Genomic DNA, 24027 nt, shown 5'->3' on the forward strand with positions numbered 1-24027 from the left:
AGGAAATGGTCGTGCGGGTCGCGTGCGGCCAATCTCCCCCCTTGAGGGGGAGATGTCCGGCAGGACAGAGGGGGGTGACCCCAAGCTCGCCGAATGAGTACGGACCGAGAGGTCGCTGTCGCTGCCCCTCATCCGCCTGCCGGCACCTTCTCCCCGTCCAAACGGGGAGAAGGACGAATGCCGCGACGTCGGCACCCCCTCGCCCCGCTTGCGGGGAGAGGGGCAAGTGCTCGCCTTCACCATGGTTGCAGCCAGCAAAACGGGCGCGCGGGCTTCCCCGCCACCCGCCGGAATGCGGGGGCGCCGATCAGAGCATGCTGTCGATGAGCGCCGACATGGTATCAACCGACATGTCCCCCGAATAGCTCTTGCCGTTGATCAGGAAGGTCGGCGTCGACTGAATGCCGAAATCCTTGGCCCCGCGATCGCGGACTGCCGTCACATCACCGGCAAGTTTCTGGTTCGTCAAGCAGGCGTCGAAGCTCTCCTGTGTAAAACCACCGAGTTTCGACAATTGCAGCATGGCGCCGCGCACATCGTTGTCCGCCGGGGCGGCCCAGGTCATCTGCTGCTTCATGAACATGGAGACGAAGGGGAAGAAGCGCTCCTCCGGCGTGCAGCGCGCCAGCATGAAGGCGGCGAGCGACGCGGTGTCGCCCGGGAAGGGAAATTCGCGAATGATGAAGTAGGCCTTGCCGCTGTCGACATACTTGGCCTTGATCGCGTCGAAGGTCTTGGTGTGGAAGTTGGCGCAGTGCGAGCAGGTCATCGACATGTATTCGATGATCTTGACCGGTGCGTTCGGATCGCCGAGAGCCATTTCCTTCATCGGGCCGGGCTTCAGCGCCTCGGCCATGTCGATGTCACGGTCGGAGGTCGGCAGTTCGACCTTGGCGGCCGGAGCAGCCGGTTCGGCCGCAGGCGCCGGTGCCTGGGCGGTTTCCGTGGCGGCCGGAGCCGGTGCGGCGGCAGGCGCGGGCGTGGCCGCAGGCGCCGTTGCGGTCTCGGCCGGGGCTGCGGGCGTTGCCGGAGCGGCGGGCGCCGCCGTGCTGGTTTCAGCCGGCTTCGGCGCCGCGTCGGCAGCCTTCTTTTCGGTGTCGTCGCTGCAGGACGCGAGCACGGCGGCCATGGCGATGACGGCTGCGCCACCGAGCAGGCGGCTCTTGGTGAGGATCGGATCGAGTTTCGGCATCAATGCACCCTGATGACTGTTTTTGACGTTGCCAACCGTTATCGCGGCAATCGGCAGCAAACAAGGCGGGCACCGGCCCGATGCATCAAAGAATCGTGACTTCAGGAGGCTAACGCATTAAATCTTCTTCATGTTCGCGGCTGGGCGGTTATTTGCGCCGCGGCGACATGACGCCCGTGCCGAGACGCTCGATCGCCAGGCGAAGCTTGTCGTCGGTGATGCCTTCCATCATGCCGGCGAGCTTCTTCGCCTTTTCGCCCTCCAGCTTGCGCGGCCGCGGACGTTTCAGCGTCGCGGTGGAGACGGGCTTCTGGACGATGCGGATCTGGCCGATCGCCGGATAGCCGAAGAAGCCGTTGATGCGGGCAATCAGTTCGCCCTGGGCATGGGAGAGAAAGAGCGCGCGGGCGCCCTCGCAGGCGATGGTCAGCACGCCGGGCCTGTGGCCGCCCTCGTCGCCCGGATCGCCATGGCGCGGCCAGGCGATCTTTTCGGGTCTTGTGCAATCGGCGAAATTCTCGCCGGCGATCTCGTCCCAGGAGCCGAGCAGCGCCGTGTTGATGCCGGCGCGGCGGGCGAGCATCGGATCGATGATGCCATTCGCCACCTCGGAGATCTGGATCACGCCTTTTCTGGGAGCACGCATGGAAACCGACTGAGCCTTTCACATCACCCCTTGAACGGCCGGGTGATTTGGCCAGATATAGGGCACTTCCCCCATGAGCAGCAAATGACGAGCGTGACAATCCAGAAGAAACCCGCGGCCGCGCCCCTGCTCGCCTGGTATGATCGCCACCACCGCGACCTGCCCTGGCGCATATCGCCGGCCATGGCCGCGCGTGGCGTGACGCCCGATCCCTATCACATCTGGCTGTCGGAGGTCATGCTGCAGCAGACTACGGTTGCGGCGGTGAAGGCCTATTTCGCCAAGTTCGTCGACCTCTGGCCGACAGTCGCCGATCTGGCCGCCGCTCCCTCCGAGGACGTGATGGTCGCTTGGGCGGGGCTTGGCTATTACGCGCGGGCCCGCAACCTGAAGAAATGCGCCGAGGCGGTGGCGGCTGCGCATGGCGGACGCTTTCCCGACACGGAAGAAGGCTTGAAGGCGCTTCCCGGCATCGGTGATTATACGGCAGCCGCCGTCGCGGCGATCGCCTTCAACCGCCCCGCGGCGGTGATGGACGGCAATGTCGAGCGGGTGATCTCGCGGCTCTTTGCCATCGACGCACCCCTGCCCGGCTCCAAACCGCAGATGAGTACCCGCGTCTCGGCGATGACGCCGCAGGACCGGCCGGGCGATTTCGCCCAGGCGATGATGGACCTCGGCGCGACGATCTGCACGCCAAAGCGGCCCGCCTGCGCGCTCTGTCCGTTCAACGATCTCTGCATCGCCCTGGCCACCGACGATCCGGAGCGGTTTCCCGTCAAGGCAGCGAAGAAGGAAAAGCCGGTGCGGCTCGGGGCGGCCTTCGTCGCGGTGGATACCGACGGGCACCTGCTCTTAAGGCGCCGACCGGACAGCGGCCTGCTCGGCGGCATGACCGAGGTGCCGACCACCGCCTGGACGTCGCGGGTGGACGGCGAGACGGGGATTGAAGCGGCGCCCTTTGCCGCCGGCTGGCAGGCCTGCGGCACCGTCACCCATGTGTTCACCCATTTCGAGCTTCGGCTCGGCGTCTACCGCGTGCAGGTATCCCGCGCGGAGACCGGTCCGGTTCACGGCTTCTGGGCGCCGGTGACAAATCTTGACGGCGAGGCGCTGCCGACCGTCATGAAAAAAGCGATTGCCGCTGCTATTCCGACCGCGTTTTCGACCAGCAAAGGATAAGACATGCCCGCGCCCATCCGCCATATCGTCTTCGACATTGGCAAGGTACTGATCCATTACGATCCCAACCTGCCCTATTCCCGCATCATTCCCGACGAGGCGGAGCGTCGCTGGTTCTTCGACAATGTCTGCACCCACGACTGGAACATGGAGCAGGACCGCGGACGCGGCTGGGCCGAGGCCGAAGCGGAGGTCATCGCCCGCTATCCCGAGCGCGAGGAGCAGATCCGCGCCTTCCGGCTGAACTGGCGCGAGATGGTGCCGCATGCCTATGAGGACAGCGTGACGCTGATGACCGGCCTGATCGACGCAGAGCGCGACGTCACCATGCTGACCAATTTCGCCGCCGACACGTTCCGGGAGGCGAGGGAAATGTATCCCTTCCTCGACCTGCCGCGCGGCGTGACCGTGTCCGGCGAGGTCGGCCTGCTGAAGCCGGATGTGGCGATCTACCAGCGTCATGCCGGCGATTTCGGCCTCGATCCGGCGACCTGCCTGTTCATCGACGACGTGACCGTCAACGTCGAAGGCGCCCGCGCCGCCGGCTGGCAGGCGGTTCAGTTCCTCGGCGCCGACCAGCTGCGGGCCGACCTGAAGGATCTGGGCGTCGAGGTCTAAGATCGGCGCGGGGCACCGCGGCAAAATGCCCTTGAAATCATATGCGCTCTATGTCATGTTTCCCCATGACTTGGAGCGTATTGCTGCATGAAGCCTTCGATCCGGAATTCGAGGCCCTACCCGAGCTGGTCAGGGACGAAATCTTTGCGAGCCTGCCGCTACTCAAGACCTATGGCCCGCAGCTCGGGCGCCCATGGGCAGACACACTAAAGGGCTCTCGCCACCCGAACATGAAGGAACTGCGTTTCAAGGCCGATGACGGCGTCTGGCGCGTCGCCTATGCGTTCGATCCGAAGCGGCAAGCCGTGCTGCTTGTCGCTGCGGACAAGTCCGGCGGAAGCGAAAAGCGCTTCTATAGACAGCTGATCGACAAGGCGGACCGGCGCTTCACGGAGCATCTGAAGGATCTGGAAGGAAAAAACGATGGCAAGAACGCTTGATGAGGCTCTGGCCGCCCTGCCGGAAGAAAAGCGCAAGGAACTGGAAAAGCGCGGCCAGGAACGGCTCGATGAATACAGGACCTTGCAGGACCTGCGCAAGGCACGCGACCTGACGCAGGAAAAGGTGGCCGAAATTCTCGGCGTCAATCAGGAAAACGTTTCGCGCATGGAGCGTCGCAGCGATCTGCTCCTGTCGACCCTGCGCGACTACATCACGGCGATGGGAGGCGACCTCGAGATCATCGCACGCTTTCCGGACAGGAAACCCGCCGTTCTCACGAGCATCTTTGCTTCCGAAGACGGCGGCGAGGACAAGCCCAAACGAGCGGGCAACCGATAGGAATGATCAGCTCGCGGCAATCTCGAGGAACTTCTCCTCGAGCCGGCGGGTGAAAAGGGCGGTATCGAACAGCGGCGCGGTGGTGCGCGCCTCGATCAAGTTCTGGCGCAGGCGGAGATGGCGGTCCCCGTCCTGCGCCAGTTCGACCGCCAGGCGGACGAATTCTGAAAGGTCGCCGGCAACGAGCTGCGGCTGTCCGACGGCGGAAAGCAGGCTTTCCGACACGCGGCTGGCAAAGCTCGTGCCCTTGACGGTCACCACCGGCACGCCGCACCACAGCGCGTCCGAAGTCGTGGTGTGGCCATTATAGGGCGCGGCATCGAGGGCGATGTCGGCCTCGGTGAGGCGGCGCAGATGCTCGGCCAGCGGCTTTTTCGGCGCAAAGACCAGGCGGGCCGGGTCGATGCCATGGGCTCTCGCCGCCTTCTGCAGGTTTGCCCGGATCAGTGGCGACTGGTCCGAGAGCCACAGAACCGAACCGTCGACTGCGGCCAGAACCTGCATCCAGGCGGCAAAGACAGTGCCGCGGATCTTCTGCGGCTGGTTGAACGAGCAGAATACGGCGCCATTCACCGGCAAGCCATGCGCCTGGCGTGCGGCGGCGCGGTTGGGGGCGCGCTCGACAGCTTCGCGGCTGCGGTCGTTCGCCTGGTAGCTGCCGTCGAGGCGGAGCAGCTTTTCCTGGTAGAAGGGGATCGAGCGATCGGGCGTGACGATGCGGTCGGTGACGGCATAGTCGATGCCGACGCCGGGGACCGAGCCCGGAAAGCCGAGATAGGTGACCTGCACCGGTGCCGGACGGCGGCAGAAGATGCCGAGCCGGTTACCCTGGGTGAAGCCCTTGAGGTCGACGAGAATGTCGAGGTCCAGCGAGCGCACCAGATCGGCGGCGGCATCGTCGTCGAGGGCGAGGATGTCGATATAGAAATCGATCGCCTCGAGGAAACGTTCGCGCACCGGGCCTTTGCGCTGGTCCTCCGCCGTGTGGCAGATGCCGTAGACGGCGAAGCGTTCGCGGTCATGGGCTTCCAGCACGCCGGCGAACAGGGCCATGGTGGCGTGGTCGCAGAAATCGGACGAGAGGTAGCCGATGCGGATCGGGCCGGGCGCACGCTCGCTGCGCGACCATTTCGGTGCGACAGAGGGAAAGACCGCTTCGGCCGTGCGGCGGGCGCAGCGGGCGTGGTATTCCTCGTCGCCGGACCAGACCAGCGCGCGGAAGGCGTTTTCGCGAATGTCGGCGGTCACGCCTTCCCGGGCATAGGCTGCCTGAAGCTCGGCCTGAAGACGATCGGCCAGCGGGAAATCGCAAAGGTTTCCGGCGCACCAGAAGAGTTCCGACAGCGCCAGCCGCTCCTGAGGGTTCGCCGCATAGGCCTGAAGCAGCGGCGGATAGGCTTCCTCGTAGAGGCCGAGCCCGGAGAGCACGATGCCGGCATTGAGGAAATTGCCGAAGTTCTGGCCCTTCACTGCCAGGTTGCGCGCATAGGGCAGCGCATCGGCATAGCGGCCGGCCTCGCGATGAAGGCTGCAGATCGAATGGACGAGATCGAGATCGTCCGGCAGATGCTTTTCCAGCATCAGCATGGCGGAGAGCGCCGCATCGCCGTCGCCGACGGCCAGATAGTGGGAGGCGGCGCGGAAGGCGACCTCGCGCTTGAGGTTCGGGGTCAGATCGATGGCGCCGGCATAGAAGGTCGCGGCCATGGCCCGGTCGCCCAGCCGCTCGTGAATCGTGGCGGCCAGAATCATCGGCTGCGCATCACCGCGCTCGGTCTCGAACAGCGAATAGAGCGTCGCCAGGGCGGATTTGAGATCGCCCTCGTTGAACTGCTGCTTCGCCTGATCCAGCAATGCCGTCACGTCTTCGTCATCCCCATGTTTCGCCGCCATGGTTAGGCGGACCGACTTGTCCGAAACTGTCGGCCGGGCGAAGGTGGCGTCCGGCCGTCCCGATCCGCTGGCAGCCTTTCACACTCTCCCCGCGCCTCCTGGAGCCTTCATGACCTTCGATCCCGTCGCCGCCGCCAAGCGCTATCTCGACGCCGTCAACGATCTCGACTTCGCCGTCATCGAGGATTTCTACGCGGAGGACGCGGTCTATGGCTCGGTGAAGGTCGGAGGTCTTAAGGGCCGCGACGCGATCCTGACGGCATTCCGTCAGTATTTCAAAACCTATCCCGACCAGCAGGCGGTCGACGAACTGATCGAGGCGGTCTCGCCGCTTGCCGCCCGCGCCGTCTGGCGGCTGAAGGCGACGAATGCCGAGACCGGCGAGCCGCTCATCCGCTTCGGCGAGGAGACCATCACCTTCAATGCCGACGGCAAGATCGTCTCCGTCGAGGTCACCGACTACAAGGTCTAGGATCCGGCACGCCTGAAACGGATGACGCCCGGCGCTTTCGCACCGGGCGTCAAGGCTCTCCTGCCGGGACTAGAGGTACAAGACCGGCCGGAGAAACTCCGGACTGGCAAAGCTGGGCGGATCGTCAGTCCAGCTTTGCCAGCCCACTGCGGATGATCGTCCGGAGTTCATCGATCGGACGCAGGGACTGCCCGTCATCGATGTGCCAGAAGGTCCATCCGTTACATGCATCAACGCCCTGCACCTTGGCGCCCAGACGGTGAATGGAGCCGGCATCGCCGCCGGAAGCGAGCGTGCCGTCGGCGCGCACGACCGCCGAATGGCGGCGCCTGGCGCAGGTGAGAACCTGTCCCGGCTTGACCATGCCGCTCTCGACCAGAGTGTTGAAGGCGACGCGCGGTTCGGCCTTCTTGCCGGTCAGCACGGTCAGTTCGGTCTTGCCGAGCGGGGTCACGGCCGCGATGCGGGCCGAGGCCGCGTCGATGTAGTCCTGCTCGCGCTCGATGCCGACGAAATTGCGACCGAGACGCTTGGCCACCGCACCGGTGGTGCCGGAGCCGAAGAACGGGTCGAGCACGATGTCACCGGGCTTGGTGGAGGCCATGATGATGCGGGCGAGCAGCGCTTCCGGCTTCTGGGTCGGATGGACCTTTTTGCCGTCGTCGCCTTTCAGGCGCTCGCCGCCCGAGCAGATCGGGAAGAGCCAGTCGGAGCGCATCTGCACGTCGTCGTTCGAGGCCTTCAGCGCATCGTAATTGAAGGTGTAGCCCTTGGACTTGGCGTCGGGCGAGGCCCAGATCATCGTCTCGTGGGCGTTCTGGAACCGGCGGCCCTTGAAGTTCGGCATCGGGTTGGTCTTGCGCCAGACGATGTCGTTGAGGATCCAGAAGTTGAGATCCTGCAGTGTGGCGCCGACGCGGAAGATGTTGTGATAGGAGCCGATGACCCAGATCGTGCCGGTGGGCTTGAGCACGCGACGGCAGGCCAAGAGCCAGGCGCGGGTGAAGGCGTCATAGGCCTCGAAGGAGGCGAACTGGTCCCATTCGTCGTCGCAGGCATCGACGAGGCTCTGATCGGGACGGTGCAGCGCGCCGCCGAGCTGCAGGTTGTACGGCGGATCGGCGAAGATCGCATCGACGGACTTGTCGGGCAGCGCCTCGAGTGCAGCGACGCAGTCGCCCTTGATGATCGAATTGACCCAGGAGAAGGGATCAGTGGAACGGCGGAGATCGGCGAGCGGGAATACGGAAGCCATCGGTTACTCACTCTTACGCTGACGCAGCACGGGATAACGAGGCTTATGGTTACTGATCTTGGTTACCAAAGGCTGAATGAAACAGATGAAATTCCGGAGAACTCAAGCGCTTCGCTTCGAAACGGAGCACGACATGGTGAATCCGCGCGAGCCGGGGCCCGTCAGTCCCGGCCCTCGTCAAAGGCGCGAACGGTGGCGCGCCGGGCCTGCGCGCGCCAGACGCGGGTAAGGTTGGCGCGGACCCATTCGATGTCGACGCGGTCCGGGCGGGCCAGCACCAGCGGATGGGGGCGGTGGTGGTCGGTGGTGAAGAAAGTGTCGGGCTCCACTTCGATCAGATGGTCGCGCTCCTCGAAGGGCACCTTGAACACCGGGCAGTCATGCGTCGGGTTCCAGAAGACCATGGCCTTTCCGTTGACCTTGAAGGAGGGCGAACCCCAGGAGGTGGTCTCCTCGGTGCCCGGCAGGGCGAGAATGATGTCGCGCAGGGTGTCGAGCGTAATCATGGTGGCGCCTCCTTGCAGCAATCTGCCAGAGGTCGTGGGACGTGTCATCTGCCTCGGGCTCTGCCCCTCATCCGGCGCTATCGCGCCACCGTCTCCCCGCAGGCGGGGAGACGGGCGACCGCCGGCCTAGGGCGCGACCCGGGCGCCGACATAGCCGCCGTCCGCGACACCGTCGCAGAGGTCGGACCACTCACAGCCGGAACAGGCAGTACGGATCTCGCCGGTCGCGAAGGTTTTCCGCAGGCGGGCGAGGAGGCTGGCGCCCGGCGTGATGCGGGCGCCAGGGCGAAGGGGGCTGCCGAGCAGGCGGGCGACGGCCTCCGTCGCCGCCCGATCCCGCTCCACGACGCTTTCGCCATGGCAATGGGCATCGGGGTCTGCGGTGAGCGGCCCGCAAATGTCGTCCGGCCCCGCCACCATTTCGATCTCCTCACCGGCCGAAAGACGGGCGGCAATCGCCTCGTAGTTCTCGACGAAGGCGGGGGAATAGCCCTTGCCGACATAGGTCAGCATGCAGAGCAGATGGTGGGCACGGAGCCGGACGGTCACGGGTTCGCCGGTTCCTGCCTCAGAGCTCGATCGGCTTGCTCGTCCGACGGTCGAGCGCCATCAGCAGGGCGGCGGCGAGCGCGGACTTGATGACGGCGCCCAGGATGAACGGCATGACGCCGAGGGCAAGACCTTTCTCCACGCCCAGCAGATAGGCAAGCCATGCGCCGCCGATGGCCAGGCACAACAGGTTGGAGAGGAGATGCGCCGAGAAGCTCAGCACCACCCGCTCGCCGGTCCAGCCCTTTTCCGCGAGGAGGCCGGCCAGGGCCGCGATGATCGGGAAGGAGACGAGATAGCCGGCGGTCGGGCCGACGAAGGGCGCCAGGCCACCGCTGCCGTTGGCGAGAACGGGCAGCCCCACCATCGCCTCGCCGAGCCAGGCGAGAACCGTCAGGGCGCCAAGACGCCAGCCGTAGAGCACGCCGATCATGGTCAGCGCGAAGGTCTGCAGGGTGATCGGCACCGGCACCATGGGTACGCTCACCTGCGAGGCGAGCGCCAGCACGGCCGTGCCGAAGACCAGGAGCACGGACTGGGTGGCCAGCGAGCGGCGGCCGATGCCGAGCGGATCGAAGCCGCGAGCGGCGGGAGCGAGGACAGACATCATTGCAATCTCCATTTTATAGATAGTTTGATGCACGCCGAATCTTTTATCTATTATTTTGAGTGTTGCCAAGACAAGTGAACCGAGGTCGGAGCGGAAATCCGCGGACCCGCGGAAGCGATCTCAAGCGATGGATGCAAGAATCCATACCTGGCAGGCTTTTTCGCAGGAGAGTGATTTAATCTATAAATTGGGGAAATTCAGCCGACGATGGCAAAACCTTCAGTCTCGGGGCGGCCAGGAAGCGGCACCGGCGCACGACCGATCCACTGGACGTGCCGCTCGAGGATGCAGCAGGCCTCGCCGACATCCCCCTGCCTCAGCGCGGTGAGGATGGCGCGATGGTCGTGGTCGGTGCGCGCCTCCCAGGTGGCGCGCCAGGCGACGAAGAGAAAGCGGGCGCTGACGGCATGCAGGTCGTCGATGACGGAGAGCAGGCGCGGCATGCCGCAGGTCGAGACGATCAGGCGATGGAAGCGACGGTTGGCCTCCTCCCAGGCGCGGACGTCCTTGGCGTCGTCGGCATCGGTCGCCGCCTGCTCGGCCGCGTCAAGCACCGCGCCGGTCAGATGGGGCGCGGCATGGCGCAGCGCCAGCACCTCGAGTGCGGCGCGCATTTCGGCGACCTCCCGCACCTGCCGGAGGTCGAACGAGGCGACGCGCACGCCGCGGCGGGGAATGCTGACGACGAGACCCTGCGCTTCGAGCCGCCGGAAGGCTTCGCGGACCGGCACGTGGCTCGCCCCGAATTCCTCGGCGATATGGTCCTGGGCAAGGCGCGCGCCGGGCGTCAGCTCCCCATGGATAATGCGCTCGGCGAGGGCACGGCTGATGCGGCTGGCGATGGTGTCGTCGTGTTCTTTCTCCATGCCACCTGCATAGTCAGCAGCCGGCGAATTGTCGAGACGAGCACCCCCATCAACCGCCGGCGGGAGGTCATCCATGGACGGCCCGGCTGTCGGGCGGCGCCTCCTCCCGTTCATGAAGTCCGTAGTCGCGCAGCACATGAGCGACGCGCAGGCGATAATCGGCGAACACGCCGCCGCGTCCCGCCTGTTGCGCCGCCCGATGCTCCTCGGTCTCGCGCCAGCGGCGCACCGCGTCTTCGTCGCGCCAGAAGGACAGCGACAGAAGCTTGCCGCGCACGGTGAGGCTTTCGAAGCGTTCGACGGAAATGAAGCCGTCCATCGCCTCCAGTTTCGCCCGCAGGTCTCCGGCCAGGTCGAGATAGCGGTGGCGCTCGCCGAGAAAGGGCGTCACCTCGAAGATGACGGCGATCATGGCTGCACCATGAGCGCGGGCAGTTCGGAGACGCATTTTAGGAAGAGCCGGTCCTCCTTGAGGATGAAGCGGGCATTGCGGGCGAATTCGTAATTGGCCTTGCCGAGCGGGTCTGCGGCGAGCCGGGCGCGATAGGCTTCGTAGGCCGCGAGGTCCTTGACGTGGTAGATGCCGTAGGCCGTGGTGGCAGAGCCTTCGTGCGGGGCGAAATAGCCGACCAGATCGGCGCCGCAGCGCGGGATCGCCTCGCCCCAGTTGCGGGCATAGGTGGTGAAGGCGTCCCGGGCGAAGGGGTCGATCTCGTAGCGGATGACGCAGGTGATCATTACAAAACTCCATGGCTCAGTGAAATGAGAGCCTAGCCTTGCCATGATCGAGATACTCGATGCTTCGACGCAGACCGAAGCATCGGAGTTCAAAGCTGCACTACAACTAACTTAAAAGACAGCAAAATTAGTGTTTTATGCTTTTGTAACATATACTTATACGCCAATCTGATGTAGAATGAAATCTTCGATCAGCCCTAGGAGAACTTCCTTTATGACCAAAATTAGAAAAGCAGCAAAGGCAAAAAAAGCCCATTTAAGCTTGCCTCGAAACGAGCAGGCGTGTAGAATTTTTCGTTTCTTTTTTGGCCTCCGGTCACCAATCTCCGGGATTTTCCCGGAGATTGGTGACCAGTTCCTTATCACATTCTAGTGGAAAAGTCAAGAGGCTTTCGCTAACGTGGCAGAAGGACCCGACATTGCCCGCCTCGCCGCCCTGATCGGCGATCCCGCCCGCGCCAACATGCTTCTGGCGCTGATGGACGGGCGCGCACTGACCGCCACCGAGCTTGCCGGCGCGGCCGGCATCGGCCTGCCGACGGCCAGCTCGCACCTCGCCAAGCTCGAGGAAGGCGGACTTCTGGCCCAGCGCAAGCAGGGCCGGCACCGCTATTTCACGCTGGCCGACCCGGCGGTCGGCCGCATGATCGAGGGCCTGATGGGCTTTGCCGCCGCCCGCGGCCATGTGCGCCACAAGGCGGGGCCGAAGGAGCCGGCGCTGCGCAAGGCGCGTATCTGCTACGACCATCTGGCCGGGGATTACGGTGTCAGGATGCTCGACAGCCTGCGGAGCCTGGGTGCCATCGTCGGCGAGGAGGAGCATCCGCAGCTGACGCCCGCCGGCGAAGCGCTGGTCTGCGACAACGGCATCGACCTTGCCGAATTGAAGGCGCAGCGCCGTCCGCTCTGCCGCGCCTGCCTCGACTGGAGCGAGCGCCGCATCCACCTGTCCGGTGCGCTCGGCAAGGCGCTGCTCGACCACGTCCTCACCCACGGCCATGCGCGGCGCGCGCCCGGCAGCCGGGCCATCGTCTTTTCGCCCGAGGGCGAACGGCGCTTCGCGGCGATGTTCCCGCTTAGCGCCTGAACCGGCGGCGCCCGACAGCGACGGATCGCCATCCATCGGGCCACCGTCCCGGAGCTTGCCCCCCCCGCTACCTCCTTCGCGACGCTCGTCATCGACACGATTCGTCCCGCTTGCAAAGAAACCGTCCAGACGGTATGTTTGTGCTCTGACCATCCCCGTTGTGAGATTTTCGATGACCCCTCTGTTTCTTGCCTATGGTTCGCTGGGCGGCGCCATTGTCTGCGAAGTGATCGCCACCACCCTGTTGCAGAAATCGGAGCAGTTTTCGAAGCCGCTGCCGACGGCGGCGATGGTGCTGTTCTACCTCGTGTCGTTCTACCTGCTCTCGCAGGCGCTGAAGGGCGTGCCGCTCGGCATCGCCTATGCGGTATGGGGCGGGCTGGGCATCGTGCTCACCGCGATGATCTCGGTGCTGCTGCTCAAGCAGTCGCTTGACCTGCCCGCCATGGCCGGAATCGGCATGATCGTCGCCGGCGTCATCGTCATGAATGTCTTCTCCAACTCGGTTTCGCACGGCTGATGACCAACGCCCATATGCGCAAGAAGGAGCCGGACAAGGTCCGCCGTTCGCTGCTCGACCGCACCGCCAGGCTCGCCGTCGATCAGGGTCCGTCGGCGATCACCATCCAGGCGGTCGCCGAGGCGGCCGGCGTGACCAAGGGTGGGTTGCTGCATCACTTTGCCAGCAAGCAGGCGCTGATCGAGGCGGTGTTCGCCGATCTCCTGCAGCAGCTGGGCGACGAGATCGACCGCTACATGGCCAAGGATCAACAACCGGTCGGACGTTTCACCCGCGCCTATGTGCGGGCCGCCTTCGCCGACCACAAGCTCGGCATCAGGAGCCCCTGGGCCGCGCTTTCGGTGACGATGGTCGCCGATCCTGCCATGCGCCGGCTGTGGTCGGACTGGCTCGACGACCGGCTGGAGGCGCATCGGGAGACAGACGGCACGGCCCAGATGGAGATCGTCCGGCTCGCCGCCGACGGCGTGTGGATGGCCGACTTGATGGGGCAGGACCGCGCAAATCTCCGCGACCTGTCGGCTCTCGAGCCGCAATTGCTGGCCCTTGCCTCGCCCGCGGCGGCCGGCTGAAGCGGGCCGCAATCAACTCGCGGATTGTCCTTTGCCGGATCATCGTGTAGGTGAGGCGCCTTCCCAAGACGACAAGACGGATCTCCCCCATGAGCGGCTTCGACCTCACCATCTTCGATTGCGACGGCGTGCTCGTCGATTCCGAAATCATTGCGGCCAAGGTCGAATCCAAGCTGCTCGCCGAGGCCGGTTATCCGATCTCGGTCGAGGAAATGGGCGAACGTTTCGCCGGCATGACGTGGAAGAACATCCTGTTCGCCGTCGAACAGGAAGTCGACATCCCGCTTTCGGCCAGCCTTCTCGACAAGTCGGAAAAACTGCTCGACCAGCGGCTCGCCCGGGAGGTCAAGATCATCGAGGGCGTGCAGTTCGCGCTGGCGCGTCTCAAGGGACCGCGCTGCATCTGCTCCAATTCCTCGCCGGCACGGCTCGACATGATGCTGGCCAAGGTCGGCCTCAAGGAATTCTTCGCGCCGCATATCTATTCGGCCAAGGATCTCGGCGCCGACCGCGTCAAGCCGAAGCCGGACATCTTCCTGCATGGCGCCGCCCAGTTCGGCGTTTCGCCCGACAAGGTCGTGGTGATCGAGGACAGCGTGCACGGCGTGCATGCGGCGCGCGCCGCCGGCATGCGGGTGATCGGCTTTACCGGCGCCTCGCACACCTATCCGTCGCATGCCGACCGGCTGACCGATGCCGGCGCCGAGACGGTGATTTCCCGCATGGTCGACCTGCCGGCGGTGATCGCCGCCATGGAAGAATGGGCCGGCGCATTCTGAGCCGGTCGTCGGGCGAAAGCCGACCGTCTACAGCCCCTATTGCGAGAGCAAAGCTCAGATCTTCAGGCTGAGCGCCGAAGGCATCACCTCGACGTGCAGTCGCTCGAAGGGCAACGTCTCCCCGTCCGCCTCGATCGAGAGCGTGGCGACGCCATACGGCTCCACGTCGACGACACGTCCGCGATGGAAGCTGATCAGCGGATGACCGACATGCGCGGCGGAATAGAGCCGCGCCAGGATGCCGAGCACGCCGGTCTTGCTCGCACCGCGCAGGACGCCGATGTCGAGCAGGCCGTCGGCCAGATCGGCGAAGGGCACGACATGCATGCCGCCGCCGAACCAGGCGCCGTTTGCCACGGCCGCGACGGTGACCGGGCCTTTGAATATCTCGTTGCCATCGACCGACACCCGCACGCCCTCCGGCCTGTAGCGCAGGATCTCGCGCACCGAGCACAGCAGGAAGCGCAGCGAACCACTCGCCACGCGCCGGCCGCGGCCGTTCACCGCCTGCACGATGCGGCCCGAAACGCCGACGCTGGCGATATTGGCGAAGTGGCGTTCGAGCACCGTGCCGTCGGCCGACAGGCCGCTCAAGCGGGCGATGTCGATCTGCCGCACGGGCGCCTCGGCGATCCGGCGCACCAGCGCTTCCGGTTCGTTGGGAAGGGTGAAGTTGCGGGCGAAGTCGCAGCCGGTGCCGGTCGGCATGAAGGAGAAGGCCGTCTGCGGCCGGGCCGAGCGCATGATCGCGTCGACCACCTCGCCGATCGTGCCGTCGCCGCCGACGGCGATGATCAGGTCGCAGCCCGAAGCGATCAGCTCGAGCGTCAGCGGCCCCGCATCGCCGGCGCGCGCGGTTTCGCGAACCTCGCAGCCGGGAAAGCGTTCGCGCAGTGCTTTGCTGATGTCCCGCCACCGCGCGTGGCCTGACCGGCCACCCGAGACGGGATTTCTGACGATTCCGATTTTCACCCATGCCCCCCGGCATCCGGTGAGATCAACGACCGAGTGGCAACGTTCCTGAAAAGTCTTTGCGGAACGCGGCGCCCGGCCGTCGCCCCCCTTTGCTGATTTGTGCCGATCCGGCTGGTTACTTCTTCTTCTTGACCGGGCCCTCGTCGAAACCGACATGGACCTTGGTGAGGCCGCCGACATCCTGCGGAACCGGCACATCCTTGGTGAAGACGAACTGGCTTGCCTGGGCCACGTCGGCCAGCGTGACGGGGAATTGCGTCAGTTCGGAATAGATGACCTTGTCGCCGTCCGTCACCGCGACGCGGATCGGCAGCATGACCTGGCCGGCCTTGCCTTCGGGACCGGCAACCAGCCGGCCCTGGACCATGGCGGTGATCGTCATGCCGGTTTCGGAGCGCGTGCAGGAGCGGGTCGTGTCGGCGAGCGATGCCTGGTAGACGATCTTCGTCGCATCGTCCTTGGCGCCCTTGGCATAGACGCGATGATAGGCCGTTCCGTCTCTCAGCGTGATCGGCGGGCAGAAGCCCTGAACGGCTGCCGCCACGTTGGCCGCAGGGTCGGCGGCGGGGGTGGCGGCGGGCTTGTCCGCGGCCGAGCCGAGCACTCCACCAGGATTGCCGGCATTGCAGCCGGAAAGAACCATCAACAAGGATGCGGCCAAGACCCCGCGCGATACCATTACAGACACGATACTCACACCTTCCGCATTGCTGGCTTCGAGGAAGCCAAAAGCCATTCGAATTGAGGCTTTTCATGCCCCTTGCCGATGGTCTATACCAGCGGCGCAGCGAAAAATCGATTGGGTCGCCGGTGTTTTGGTTTAATTTTCAACGCCTCCGGGGTGGCAGTGCCCCAGCCTTGCGGGTCGGCACCGATCCTTCAGCGGCGCGCAGACAGGACGAGCCCGCCACGACCGGCAGGAAAAGACGACCGACGGCGCCCAAAACGGCGTAGTCTTGGGCCTGAAACAGGCCCTCCCCTCTTCAAGACCAAGGACAAGCATCGTGGACTATATCTCGACCCGCGGAGAGGCAAAAGGCCTCGGTTTCTGTGACGCTCTTCTCGCCGGGCTCGCCCGCGACGGCGGCCTATACGTGCCGCGCAAGTGGCCGCATATGAGCAAGAAGGAAATTCGGGCGCTGCGCGGCAAGAGCTACCAGGACATCGCCTTCGAGGTGCTCTACCGGTTCACCGGCGGCGAGATCGAGGCCGACCTGTTCCGCGCCATGATCGACGAGGCCTATGCCACCTTCCGGCATCCGGCCGTGGCACCGCTGGTGCAGACCGGGCCGAATTCTTTCATCCTGGAACTGTTCCACGGCACGACGCTCGCCTTCAAGGACGTCGCCATGCAGCTGCTGGCGCGGCTGATGGACCATGCGCTCGCCCAGCGCGGCGAACGGGCGACGATCGTCGGCGCCACCTCGGGCGATACCGGCGGGGCGGCGATCGACGCCTTTGCCGGCCGGGCCCGCACCGACGTGTTCATCCTCTTCCCGCACGAAAAGGTCTCGCCCGTCCAGCAGCGGCAGATGACCACGTCCACGGCCGAGAACGTGCACGCGCTGGCCATCAAGGGCAATTTCGACGACTGCCAGAACCTGGTGAAGGCGATGTTCAACGACATCGACTTCCGCGACCGGCTGAAGATTTCCGGCGTCAATTCGATCAACTGGGCGCGCATCATGGCGCAGGTGGTCTATTATTTCACCGCCGCGATCTCGCTCGGCAGTCCGGACCGCAAGGTGTCGTTCACCGTGCCGACCGGCAATTTCGGCGACATCTTCGCCGGCTACGTCGCCAAGAAGATGGGCCTGCCGATCGACAAGCTGGTGATCGCCACCAACGAGAACGACATTCTCGCCCGCACGCTGAAGACCGGCCGTTACGAGATGAAGGGCGTGTCGGCGACCACCTCGCCATCGATGGACATCCAGATCTCGTCCAACTTCGAACGCCTGCTGTTCGAAGCCTATGACCGCGACGACAGCGCCATCCGCGCGGCGATGGAAAGCCTCAAGCAGTCCGGCGGCTTCGAGATCAAGCCCGATGCGCTGAAGGCGATCCGCAAGGAGTTCCGCGCCGGCCGCGCCAGCGAGAAGCAGGTCGCCTCGACCATCCGCGACACGCTGGCTGAGACCGGCTATCTGCTCGATCCGCACACCGCCGTCGGCGTGTTCGTCGCGCAGAAGTTCGAGAAGCCGTCCACCCCCATGGTGACGCTCGCCACCGCCCATCCGGCGAAATTCCCCGCTGCGGTAAAATCTGCGAGCGGTATTGACCCCGCGCTTCCGGCGTGGCTTGCTGACCTGATGGACAGGGAGGAGCACTTCGATATCCTGGACGCCGAGCTTAAAGCCGTCGAAACCTTTGTCGGCGAGCATGCCCGACGGGAAAATTAAGAAGTGCAGAAAGACAGATCTATGAATGTTGAGTGTACCCGGCTGCCCTCCGGGTTGACGGTCGTAACCGAGACCATGCCGCACCTCGAGAGCGTGGCGCTCGGGACCTGGATCAAGTCCGGAGCCCGAGACGAGACGGAGGGCGAGCATGGCATCGCCCACCTGCTCGAGCACATGGCTTTCAAAGGCACCACCCGCCGCAGCGCGCGCCAGATCGCCGAAGAAATCGAGAATGTGGGCGGCGAACTCAATGCCGCCACCTCGACCGAGACGACCTCCTACTACGCCCGCATTCTCAAGGACGACGTTCCGCTCGCCGTCGACATCCTCGCCGACATCCTGACCGATTCCGTTTTCGACGAAGAGGAACTGACGCGCGAGAAACATGTCATCCTGCAGGAAATCGGCGCGGCGAACGACACGCCGGACGACGTCGTCTTCGATCGTTTTTCCGAACTGGCCTATGCCGGCCAGCCGCTCGGCCGGCCGATCCTCGGCACGCCGGACACGGTTCAGTCCTTCACCAGCGCGGAGATCCGCGCCTATCTCGACCGCAACTACACGACCGACCGCATGTTCGTCGTCGCGGCCGGTGCCGTAGACCACGACTCTTTCGTCAAACAGGTCGAAGAGCGCTTCTCGTCGCTCCGCACCCAGCCGGAGGTGAGCCCCGTCACGCAGGCGGCCCGCTATACCGGCGGCGAAGCCCGCGAGGAACGCGACCTGATGGACGCGCAGGTGCTGATCGGCTTCGAGGGCCGCGCCTATCATGCGCGCGACTTCTACGCCTCGCAGATCCTGGCCAACATCCTCGGCGGCGGCATGTCTTCGCGGCTGTTCCAGGAAGTGCGCGAGATCCGCGGCCTGTGCTATTCGATCTATGCCTTCCACTGGGGCTTTTCCGACAGCGGCATCTTCGGCATCCATGCCGCGACCGGCGGGGAAAACCTTCCCGAGCTCGTGCCGGTGATCATCGAGGAGCTGCGCAAGGCGTCGCAGTCGATCGACATGCAGGAGATCGACCGGTCGCGTGCCCAGGTGCGCGCCCAGCTGCTGATGGGCCAGGAAAGCCCGGCGGCACGTGCCGGCCAGATCGCCCGCCAGATGATGCTCTACGGCCGCCCGATCTCCAATCCGGAGATGATGGAACGGCTTGCCGGCATCACCCCGCAGCGGCTGACCGACCTTGCCGGCCGGCTGTTCTTCGAGACGGCGCCGACGATTTCGGCCATCGGTCCGCTGGAGCACCTGGCCCCGATGCACGAGATCTCCGGCGCGCTTTCGGCCGGCCGCACCTCGTCGTTCAAGGTCGCCGGCTGACGCCCGGCCGGGATTGCACTAGAATTGTCGCCAGCGGGCGCGATCCCGCCGGCTGAGGCCTCAGGAGGTTCGATGACACGTTCGGTCTTTCGGTTTCTGTCGCGGCAGCCGGAAACACCGGACCTCAACAGTGCATCGCATCGCCTGCGCCTGCCGCGCTACGACGATTTCGAGCAATGGCACGCGCTGCGCCGCGACAGCCGGGCTTTCCTGCAGCCTTGGGAACCGACCTGGCGGCCGGACGAACTGACCGAGCGCGCCTTTCGCGCCCGGGTCGTACGCAACAGCCAGGAATACCATTCCGGTCTCGCCGTCCCCTTCTTCCTGTTTTCCCAGGCCGACCACGCCCTGCTCGGCGGCCTGACCATCGGGCTGATCCGCCGGGGCGCGTCGCAGAGCTGCATGATCGGATACTGGATGGGCGAGCGGCATGCCGGGAAAGGTCATATGTTTGCCGCACTTCAATTGGCTATTCCCTACATCTTCAGGGGGCTTGAGTTGCACCGGATCGAAGCAGCCTGTATTCCAGACAACGAGAAAAGTATCCGGCTCCTCGAGAAGGCCGGCTTTGAGCGGGAAGGTCTCTTGCGGGAATATCTGAAAATCAACGGGCAGTGGCGCGACCACGCGATGTTTTCGCGCTTGAGCGACCGTGCCTCGGGGAACGGGAACAAAGAGAACTCATGACGTCCGACCGGAACAGGCAAGCGGCGGCCGGCCAGTGGCTGGTGGCCGTATTGGCCACGGCGATGCTTGCGTTCGTCGGTCTCTTTTCGTCGCTGGCGCTTGCCGCCGAGCCGGTGAAGATCGCCCGCGACGATACGGCGCTCGACCTGACCGCCACGACCGAAATCTACGCCAACCAGGGCAATGCCTTCCAGGTTTCGACGGCCGCCGGCACCGACGGCATCCGCCGCCGCATCGAGGTGCGCGCCTCCTCGCCCGAGCACCAGGGCGACTGGGCGGTGTTCGCGTTGGCCAACGTCTCGGAAGAGCAGCTGGAGCGCGTCATCGTCGCACCGCATTTCCGCCTCGCCGGCTCGCGCATGTTCTGGCCCGACCTCGGCTCGCAGCGCATCATCTCCATCACGCCGTCGGAAGGTTTTGCCCTCGACCGCGTACCGAGCCCGGACGCCGACGTCTTCCGCATCACGCTCAACCCGGGCTCCGTCATCACCTTCGTCGCCGAACTCGCGACCCCCAATCTGCCGCAGATCTATCTGTGGGAGCCGGACGCCTACAAGGACACGGTCAACGCCTTTACCCTCTATCGCGGCATCGTGCTCGGCATTGCCGGCCTGCTGGCGGTGTTCCTGACCATCCTGTTCGTCGTCAAGGGCACCTCCATGCTGCCGGCGGCGGCGGCCCTTGCCTGGGCCGTACTCGCCTATATCTGTGTCGACTTCGGCTTCCTCGAAAAGCTGATCAGCATCACCTCGAGCGACCAGCGCATGTGGCGCGCGGGCGCGGAAGTGGCGCTCGCCTCGAGCCTCGTCATCTTCCTCTTCACCTATCTCAACCTCAACCGCTGGCACGTCCATCTCGGCTATGCGACCTTCGCCTGGGTCCTCGGCCTTGTCCTGCTGTTCGGCGTGGCGATCTACGATCCGTCGATCGCCGCCGGCATCGCCCGCCTTTCCTTCGCGCTGACCGCGACGGCCGGCATCGCGCTGATCTTCTATCTCGGCTTCAACCGATACGACCGCGCCATCCTGCTGATCCCCACCTGGGCGTTGATCCTCGTCTGGCTGTTCGGTGGCTGGCTGACCGTCACCGGCCGGCTCGACAACGACATCATCCAGCCGGCGCTCGGCGGCGGCCTGGTGCTGATCGTACTTCTGATCGGCTTCACCGTCATGCAGCACGCCTTTGCCGGCGGCGCCTACCAGCAGGGCCTGTTCTCCGACCTCGAACGCCAGTCGCTGGCGCTCACCGGTTCAGGCGACACGGTCTGGGACTGGGACGTGGCCCGCGACCGGGTCGTCACCAGCCCCGACATCTCCTTCCGTCTCGGCCTGCAGCCGGGCACGATGCACGGCCCGGCGCGCAACTGGCTGCCGCGGCTGCATCCGGACGACCGCGACCGCTTCCGCGCCACGCTCGACGTGCTGCTCGAACACCGCAAGGGCCGCCTCAACCACGAATTCCGCATCCGCGCCGAAGACGGCCATTACCACTGGCTGAAGATCCGCGCCCGGCCGGTGCTCGGCTCGAACGGCGAGGTCATCCGCTGCGTCGGCACGATCATCGACGTGACCGAGCAGAAGAACTCGATCGACCGGCTTCTGGTCGATGCCATGCACGACAACCTGACCGGCCTGCCCAACCGCGAGGTCTTCCTTGACCGGCTGCAGTCGGTGCTGACGCTGACGAGCGGCGCGGAGACCGTGCGTCCGACCGTCATGGCGATCGACATCGACCGCTACAAGCAGGTGAACGACAGCCTCGGCATCGCCGCCGGAGACAACATCCTGATCGCGCTGACGCGGCGCCTGCGCCGCCTGATGAAGCCGCAGGACACGCTGGCGCGGCTTTCCGGCGACGAGTTCGGCCTGATCCTCGTTTCGGAACGCGATCCGGCCAAGATCGCCGACTTTGCCGACGCCGTGTCGAAGGCGATCATGGTGCCGATCAACTTCGCCAATCGCGAGATCATCCTGACCGCCTCGATCGGCCTGGTTTCCTGGGTCGACCAACAGGAGAACGCTGCCGGCCTTCTCTCCGACGCCGAACTCGCCATGTACCGCGCCAAGCGGTCGGGCGGAAACCGGGTCGAGCCCTTCCGCCCCGCCTTCCGCGGCGCCGGCACCGACCGGCTGCAGCTCGAGACCGACCTTCGCCGCGCCATCGAGCGCAAGGAACTGTCCATGGTCTACCAGCCCATCGTGCGTCTCGCCGACGGCGAGGTGGCCGGGTTCGAGGCGCTGATGCGCTGGGACCATCCCAAGCGCGGCAACGTGCCCCCGTCGGAGTTCATCCCCATTGCGGAAATGTCGGATCTGATCGAGCCGCTCGGCATGTTCGCGCTGGAAAAGGCGACCAGCGACCTTATGGAATGGGAACGGCACACGGGCGAGATCCCGGTCTTCGTCTCGGTCAACCTGTCGAGCGCCCAGCTTCTGTCGAGCGAACTCTACACCGATGTGCGCGCCATGCTGACCAAGACGCAGTGCGACCCGCGCCGCATCAAGCTGGAACTGACCGAGAGCGTGGTGATGGAGAACCCGGAACAGGCCCGCCTGGTGCTCGCCAAGCTCAAGGAGACCGGCATCTCGCTGGCGCTCGACGACTTCGGCACCGGCTATTCCTCGCTCGCCTACCTGACCCGCTTCCCCTTCGACACCATCAAGCTCGACAAGGCGCTGGTCAACGACCGCTCCGACAAGCGCGCCGTGCTATTGAAATCCGTCATCGCCATGGCCTGCGGCCTGGAGATGCAGGTGGTGGCGGAAGGCATCGAGAGCGATGCCGATGCCGAGGAACTCGGCAAGCTCGGCTGCGATTTCGGCCAGAGCTACCTGTTCGGGGCGCCGCTCGGCGCGGAATCGGTGCAGCGGCTGCTCAAGGAACGGTTCCCGCTGACCAAGCGGGCCTGAGGGGAAAAGCGCTCACCTGCGCTGGCCCCTTCATGTGCGCTGCCCTTCAGGTGCGCTGGAAGGCGACATGCAGGCCAAGGCCCATCAGGACCGCGCCGCCTGCCCTTTGCAGATTGCGCTGCAATGAGGAGACCCGTGACAGGCTCTTGGTGATCGTACCGGCGGCCATGACGCAGGCGATGTCGGCAACCGTGAACATCGCATTGACCACCGTGCCGAGAATCAGGAACTGCAGCCAAACGGGAAAGCCTGCCGCTGCATCGATGAATTGCGGCAGGAAGGCCAGGAAGAAAATCGCGGTCTTCGGATTGAGCACTTCGACCATCATGCTTTCGACAAGGGCGCGGCGGGCCGATTTCCGCGCCTGCACAACCTCGCTCGCGCCGGTGGCCGTTCGGGCAGCGAGAAACATGCGAAAGCCAAGATAGATCAAGTAGGCCGCACCTGCGAGCTTCACCCCCAGATAGAGCGTCGGCACAAGGTGGAAGAGGATTGACAGTCCCGCGGCGGCGGCGACCACATGCACATAGCAGCCGACATGGATGCCGAGCGTCGCCATTAGCCCCGCACGGCGATCCGCCGCCAGCGTGCGGGCGGCGACATAGAGCATGGCCGGCCCCGGAATGAAGGCGAAGGCGGCGGTGGTGACGAAGAAGACAATGAGGATGTCGATGGAGGGCATGGGATAAATCTCGGGGGAGCGTCGGACCAGGACGGTCCGATCACCGACAATGGCCGCTTGAGCCAACGCGTGCAAGCGCGAATGATTACAGCCTATCGGTCTCTACCCTCAGGCGTGGCCGGCTTCCATCGACAGCATGGCGGGGCTGACGCCCATCAGGGCGAGCGCGCGGTCATATTTGTTGTCGAGCGAGCGGTCGAAGATCAGGTCCTCGGTTGCCCCGCAATTCAGCCAGCCATTGTTGGCCAGTTCGAATTCGAGCTGGCCCGGCCCCCAACCGGCATAGCCGAGCAGCATGGTGGCGCGGCGCGGGCTGCGGCCCTCGGAGATCGCCCGGACGATGTCGAGCGTCGCGGTCAGTGAGATGTCGTCGCTGACCGGAATGCTGCTGTCGCTGGTATAATCGTCGCTGTGCAGGACGAAACCGCGGCCGGTCTCGACCGGGCCGCCGTCCTGGATGGGGAAATCGCGGGCATGCGCGGGCAGCATGATCGCATCGGTCTTGTCGATCAGGCCGAGATGCAGAAGCACGTCGGCAAACGTTACCGGCTGTGGCCGGTTGATGATGAAGCCCATGGCGCCGGCCGGCGAATGGGCGCAGATGTAGACGACGGAACGGGCGAAATTGCCATCGGCTATGCCGGGCATGGCGATCAGCAGCTGACCGTCGAGGAAGCCCCGTTCGCGATCCTTCTTCAGCGTCGAGAAAGCCATTTTCCACCCTCCACTGGCCCCTGCCGGGGCGCTGGTTCGAGACCGGATGGTCCAGCGCGGATCCCGTCTATTA

At 65.0% G+C, this 24027-nt stretch carries 27 protein-coding genes; 13 read left to right on the forward strand and 14 right to left on the reverse strand.

The annotated features are described in order from the left end of the window. Nucleotides 1–307: 307 nt before the first annotated feature. Entirely contained in the window at nt 308–1192 is an 885-nt protein-coding gene (locus AC07Y0_RS13795) for a DsbA family protein (protein ID WP_498678152.1), read from the reverse strand. 148 nt (nt 1193–1340) lie between these two features. After that, nucleotides 1341–1838, reverse strand: coding sequence for a DUF721 domain-containing protein (locus AC07Y0_RS13800; RefSeq protein ID WP_498678153.1), 498 nt, complete (start codon nt 1836–1838; stop codon nt 1341–1343). Between the two features lie 84 nt (nt 1839–1922). Between AC07Y0_RS13800 and mutY the strand changes: the two genes are divergently transcribed. The 4 genes from mutY (at nt 1923) to AC07Y0_RS13820 (ending at nt 4418) form a co-directional block, all read left to right on the forward strand. Further along, nucleotides 1923–3020, forward strand: coding sequence for an A/G-specific adenine glycosylase (mutY, locus tag AC07Y0_RS13805; RefSeq protein ID WP_498678155.1), 1098 nt, complete (start codon nt 1923–1925; stop codon nt 3018–3020). A 3-nt stretch (nt 3021–3023) separates the two neighbouring features. Beyond that, nucleotides 3024–3638 (forward strand): HAD family hydrolase, encoded by a 615-nt coding sequence (locus tag AC07Y0_RS13810; RefSeq protein WP_498678156.1) that lies wholly within the window; start codon nt 3024–3026, stop codon nt 3636–3638. Nucleotides 3639–3718: 80 nt separating this feature from the next. Next, nucleotides 3719–4078: a type II toxin-antitoxin system RelE/ParE family toxin gene (locus AC07Y0_RS13815; protein WP_498678158.1), complete on the forward strand. Its 360-nt coding sequence runs from the start codon at nt 3719–3721 to the stop codon at nt 4076–4078. Then, nucleotides 4062–4418: an XRE family transcriptional regulator gene (locus AC07Y0_RS13820; protein ID WP_498678161.1), complete on the forward strand. Its 357-nt coding sequence runs from the start codon at nt 4062–4064 to the stop codon at nt 4416–4418. Before AC07Y0_RS13815 ends, AC07Y0_RS13820 begins: the two co-directional genes overlap by 17 nt. A gap of 6 nt (nt 4419–4424) precedes the next feature. On the opposite strand, the gene AC07Y0_RS13825 is transcribed toward AC07Y0_RS13820, so the two are convergent. Beyond that, the gene (locus AC07Y0_RS13825) at nt 4425–6281 is read right to left on the reverse strand and encodes an O-linked N-acetylglucosamine transferase, SPINDLY family protein (RefSeq protein WP_498678162.1); all 1857 of its coding nucleotides are present in this window, start codon (nt 6279–6281) and stop codon (nt 4425–4427) included. A 139-nt stretch (nt 6282–6420) separates the two neighbouring features. Between AC07Y0_RS13825 and AC07Y0_RS13830 the strand changes: the two genes are divergently transcribed. Beyond that, entirely contained in the window at nt 6421–6783 is a 363-nt protein-coding gene (locus tag AC07Y0_RS13830; protein WP_498678165.1) for a nuclear transport factor 2 family protein, read from the forward strand. A 124-nt stretch (nt 6784–6907) separates the two neighbouring features. Here AC07Y0_RS13830 and AC07Y0_RS13835 read toward each other — a convergent pair whose 3' ends face one another. The 7 genes from AC07Y0_RS13835 to AC07Y0_RS13865 form a co-directional block, all read right to left on the reverse strand. Continuing rightward, on the reverse strand, nt 6908–8038 hold the full coding sequence (locus tag AC07Y0_RS13835; protein ID WP_498678167.1) for a site-specific DNA-methyltransferase: 1131 nt from the start codon (nt 8036–8038) through the stop codon (nt 6908–6910). 161 nt (nt 8039–8199) lie between these two features. Continuing rightward, nucleotides 8200–8544 carry an MmcQ/YjbR family DNA-binding protein gene (locus AC07Y0_RS13840; protein ID WP_498678170.1) on the reverse strand — a complete coding sequence of 115 codons (345 nt, stop codon included), beginning with the start codon at nt 8542–8544 and terminating at the stop codon, nt 8200–8202. A gap of 126 nt (nt 8545–8670) precedes the next feature. Continuing rightward, the gene (locus AC07Y0_RS13845) at nt 8671–9093 is read right to left on the reverse strand and encodes a DUF1284 domain-containing protein (RefSeq protein ID WP_498678172.1); all 423 of its coding nucleotides are present in this window, start codon (nt 9091–9093) and stop codon (nt 8671–8673) included. Nucleotides 9094–9112: 19 nt separating this feature from the next. Further along, nucleotides 9113–9700 carry a biotin transporter BioY gene (locus AC07Y0_RS13850; protein ID WP_498680237.1) on the reverse strand — a complete coding sequence of 196 codons (588 nt, stop codon included), beginning with the start codon at nt 9698–9700 and terminating at the stop codon, nt 9113–9115. A 200-nt stretch (nt 9701–9900) separates the two neighbouring features. Then, nucleotides 9901–10569, reverse strand: coding sequence for a GntR family transcriptional regulator (locus AC07Y0_RS13855; RefSeq protein ID WP_498678173.1), 669 nt, complete (start codon nt 10567–10569; stop codon nt 9901–9903). A 67-nt stretch (nt 10570–10636) separates the two neighbouring features. After that, nucleotides 10637–10981: an antibiotic biosynthesis monooxygenase family protein gene (locus AC07Y0_RS13860; RefSeq protein WP_498678177.1), complete on the reverse strand. Its 345-nt coding sequence runs from the start codon at nt 10979–10981 to the stop codon at nt 10637–10639. After that, a complete protein-coding gene (locus AC07Y0_RS13865; protein ID WP_498678179.1) occupies nt 10978–11307 on the reverse strand; it encodes an NIPSNAP family protein in 330 nt (109 codons plus the stop codon). The genes AC07Y0_RS13860 and AC07Y0_RS13865 overlap by 4 nt, the downstream gene beginning before the upstream one ends. A 400-nt stretch (nt 11308–11707) precedes the next feature. On the opposite strand from AC07Y0_RS13865, the gene AC07Y0_RS13870 reads away from it, so the two are divergent. The 4 genes from AC07Y0_RS13870 to AC07Y0_RS13885 all read left to right on the forward strand — a co-directional run bounded on the left by AC07Y0_RS13870 (nt 11708) and on the right by AC07Y0_RS13885 (nt 14265). Further along, nucleotides 11708–12394 carry an ArsR/SmtB family transcription factor gene (locus AC07Y0_RS13870; protein ID WP_498678181.1) on the forward strand — a complete coding sequence of 229 codons (687 nt, stop codon included), beginning with the start codon at nt 11708–11710 and terminating at the stop codon, nt 12392–12394. 172 nt (nt 12395–12566) lie between these two features. Next, on the forward strand, nt 12567–12914 hold the full coding sequence (locus AC07Y0_RS13875; protein WP_498678184.1) for a DMT family transporter: 348 nt from the start codon (nt 12567–12569) through the stop codon (nt 12912–12914). Beyond that, nucleotides 12914–13486 (forward strand): TetR/AcrR family transcriptional regulator, encoded by a 573-nt coding sequence (locus tag AC07Y0_RS13880; protein WP_498678186.1) that lies wholly within the window; start codon nt 12914–12916, stop codon nt 13484–13486. The genes AC07Y0_RS13875 and AC07Y0_RS13880 overlap by 1 nt, the downstream gene beginning before the upstream one ends. A gap of 89 nt (nt 13487–13575) precedes the next feature. After that, nucleotides 13576–14265: an HAD family hydrolase gene (locus tag AC07Y0_RS13885; RefSeq protein WP_498678187.1), complete on the forward strand. Its 690-nt coding sequence runs from the start codon at nt 13576–13578 to the stop codon at nt 14263–14265. A gap of 54 nt (nt 14266–14319) precedes the next feature. Here AC07Y0_RS13885 and AC07Y0_RS13890 read toward each other — a convergent pair whose 3' ends face one another. Further along, a complete protein-coding gene (locus tag AC07Y0_RS13890; protein ID WP_498678190.1) occupies nt 14320–15237 on the reverse strand; it encodes a diacylglycerol/lipid kinase family protein in 918 nt (305 codons plus the stop codon). Between the two features lie 118 nt (nt 15238–15355). After that, nucleotides 15356–15928, reverse strand: a complete 573-nt coding sequence (locus AC07Y0_RS13895; RefSeq protein ID WP_498678192.1) for a hypothetical protein — start codon at nt 15926–15928, stop codon at nt 15356–15358. 316 nt (nt 15929–16244) lie between these two features. Between AC07Y0_RS13895 and thrC the strand changes: the two genes are divergently transcribed. The 4 genes from thrC (at nt 16245) to AC07Y0_RS13915 (ending at nt 22558) form a co-directional block, all read left to right on the forward strand. Continuing rightward, a complete protein-coding gene (gene thrC / locus AC07Y0_RS13900) occupies nt 16245–17642 on the forward strand; it encodes a threonine synthase (RefSeq protein ID WP_498678194.1) in 1398 nt (465 codons plus the stop codon). Between the two features lie 21 nt (nt 17643–17663). Further along, nucleotides 17664–18962: a M16 family metallopeptidase gene (locus AC07Y0_RS13905; RefSeq protein WP_498678195.1), complete on the forward strand. Its 1299-nt coding sequence runs from the start codon at nt 17664–17666 to the stop codon at nt 18960–18962. A gap of 72 nt (nt 18963–19034) precedes the next feature. After that, the gene (locus tag AC07Y0_RS13910) at nt 19035–19649 is read left to right on the forward strand and encodes a GNAT family N-acetyltransferase (RefSeq protein ID WP_498678196.1); all 615 of its coding nucleotides are present in this window, start codon (nt 19035–19037) and stop codon (nt 19647–19649) included. Nucleotides 19650–19711: 62 nt separating this feature from the next. Then, nucleotides 19712–22558, forward strand: coding sequence for an EAL domain-containing protein (locus AC07Y0_RS13915; RefSeq protein ID WP_498680238.1), 2847 nt, complete (start codon nt 19712–19714; stop codon nt 22556–22558). A gap of 46 nt (nt 22559–22604) precedes the next feature. Here AC07Y0_RS13915 and AC07Y0_RS13920 read toward each other — a convergent pair whose 3' ends face one another. Both AC07Y0_RS13920 and AC07Y0_RS13925 read right to left on the reverse strand, forming a co-directional pair. Next, a complete protein-coding gene (locus AC07Y0_RS13920) occupies nt 22605–23240 on the reverse strand; it encodes a LysE family translocator (RefSeq protein ID WP_498678198.1) in 636 nt (211 codons plus the stop codon). A 108-nt stretch (nt 23241–23348) separates the two neighbouring features. Then, nucleotides 23349–23954: a YqgE/AlgH family protein gene (locus AC07Y0_RS13925; RefSeq protein WP_498678199.1), complete on the reverse strand. Its 606-nt coding sequence runs from the start codon at nt 23952–23954 to the stop codon at nt 23349–23351. Nucleotides 23955–24027 lie beyond the last annotated feature (73 nt).

The organism is Allorhizobium sp. GW101-3B10 (assembly GCF_059424725.1).

Excerpts from the sequence above, each read along its gene's own strand:
- AC07Y0_RS13795 (WP_498678152.1), bottom strand. The coding sequence starts at position 1,192 with ATGCCGAAACTCGATCCGATCCTCACCAAGAGCCGCCTGCTCGGTGGC.
- AC07Y0_RS13800 (WP_498678153.1), bottom strand. The coding sequence starts at position 1,838 with ATGCGTGCTCCCAGAAAAGGCGTGATCCAGATCTCCGAGGTGGCGAAT.
- mutY (WP_498678155.1), top strand. The coding sequence starts at position 1,923 with ATGACGAGCGTGACAATCCAGAAGAAACCCGCGGCCGCGCCCCTGCTC.
- AC07Y0_RS13810 (WP_498678156.1), top strand. The coding sequence starts at position 3,024 with ATGCCCGCGCCCATCCGCCATATCGTCTTCGACATTGGCAAGGTACTG.
- AC07Y0_RS13820 (WP_498678161.1), top strand. The coding sequence starts at position 4,062 with ATGGCAAGAACGCTTGATGAGGCTCTGGCCGCCCTGCCGGAAGAAAAG.
- AC07Y0_RS13830 (WP_498678165.1), top strand. The coding sequence starts at position 6,421 with ATGACCTTCGATCCCGTCGCCGCCGCCAAGCGCTATCTCGACGCCGTC.
- AC07Y0_RS13835 (WP_498678167.1), bottom strand. The coding sequence starts at position 8,038 with ATGGCTTCCGTATTCCCGCTCGCCGATCTCCGCCGTTCCACTGATCCC.
- AC07Y0_RS13840 (WP_498678170.1), bottom strand. The coding sequence starts at position 8,544 with ATGATTACGCTCGACACCCTGCGCGACATCATTCTCGCCCTGCCGGGC.
- AC07Y0_RS13850 (WP_498680237.1), bottom strand. The coding sequence starts at position 9,700 with ATGTCTGTCCTCGCTCCCGCCGCTCGCGGCTTCGATCCGCTCGGCATC.
- AC07Y0_RS13855 (WP_498678173.1), bottom strand. The coding sequence starts at position 10,569 with ATGGAGAAAGAACACGACGACACCATCGCCAGCCGCATCAGCCGTGCC.
- AC07Y0_RS13860 (WP_498678177.1), bottom strand. The coding sequence starts at position 10,981 with ATGATCGCCGTCATCTTCGAGGTGACGCCCTTTCTCGGCGAGCGCCAC.
- AC07Y0_RS13865 (WP_498678179.1), bottom strand. The coding sequence starts at position 11,307 with ATGATCACCTGCGTCATCCGCTACGAGATCGACCCCTTCGCCCGGGAC.
- AC07Y0_RS13875 (WP_498678184.1), top strand. The coding sequence starts at position 12,567 with ATGACCCCTCTGTTTCTTGCCTATGGTTCGCTGGGCGGCGCCATTGTC.
- AC07Y0_RS13880 (WP_498678186.1), top strand. The coding sequence starts at position 12,914 with ATGACCAACGCCCATATGCGCAAGAAGGAGCCGGACAAGGTCCGCCGT.
- AC07Y0_RS13885 (WP_498678187.1), top strand. The coding sequence starts at position 13,576 with ATGAGCGGCTTCGACCTCACCATCTTCGATTGCGACGGCGTGCTCGTC.
- AC07Y0_RS13905 (WP_498678195.1), top strand. The coding sequence starts at position 17,664 with ATGAATGTTGAGTGTACCCGGCTGCCCTCCGGGTTGACGGTCGTAACC.
- AC07Y0_RS13910 (WP_498678196.1), top strand. The coding sequence starts at position 19,035 with ATGACACGTTCGGTCTTTCGGTTTCTGTCGCGGCAGCCGGAAACACCG.
- AC07Y0_RS13915 (WP_498680238.1), top strand. The coding sequence starts at position 19,712 with ATGCTTGCGTTCGTCGGTCTCTTTTCGTCGCTGGCGCTTGCCGCCGAG.
- AC07Y0_RS13920 (WP_498678198.1), bottom strand. The coding sequence starts at position 23,240 with ATGCCCTCCATCGACATCCTCATTGTCTTCTTCGTCACCACCGCCGCC.
- AC07Y0_RS13925 (WP_498678199.1), bottom strand. The coding sequence starts at position 23,954 with ATGGCTTTCTCGACGCTGAAGAAGGATCGCGAACGGGGCTTCCTCGAC.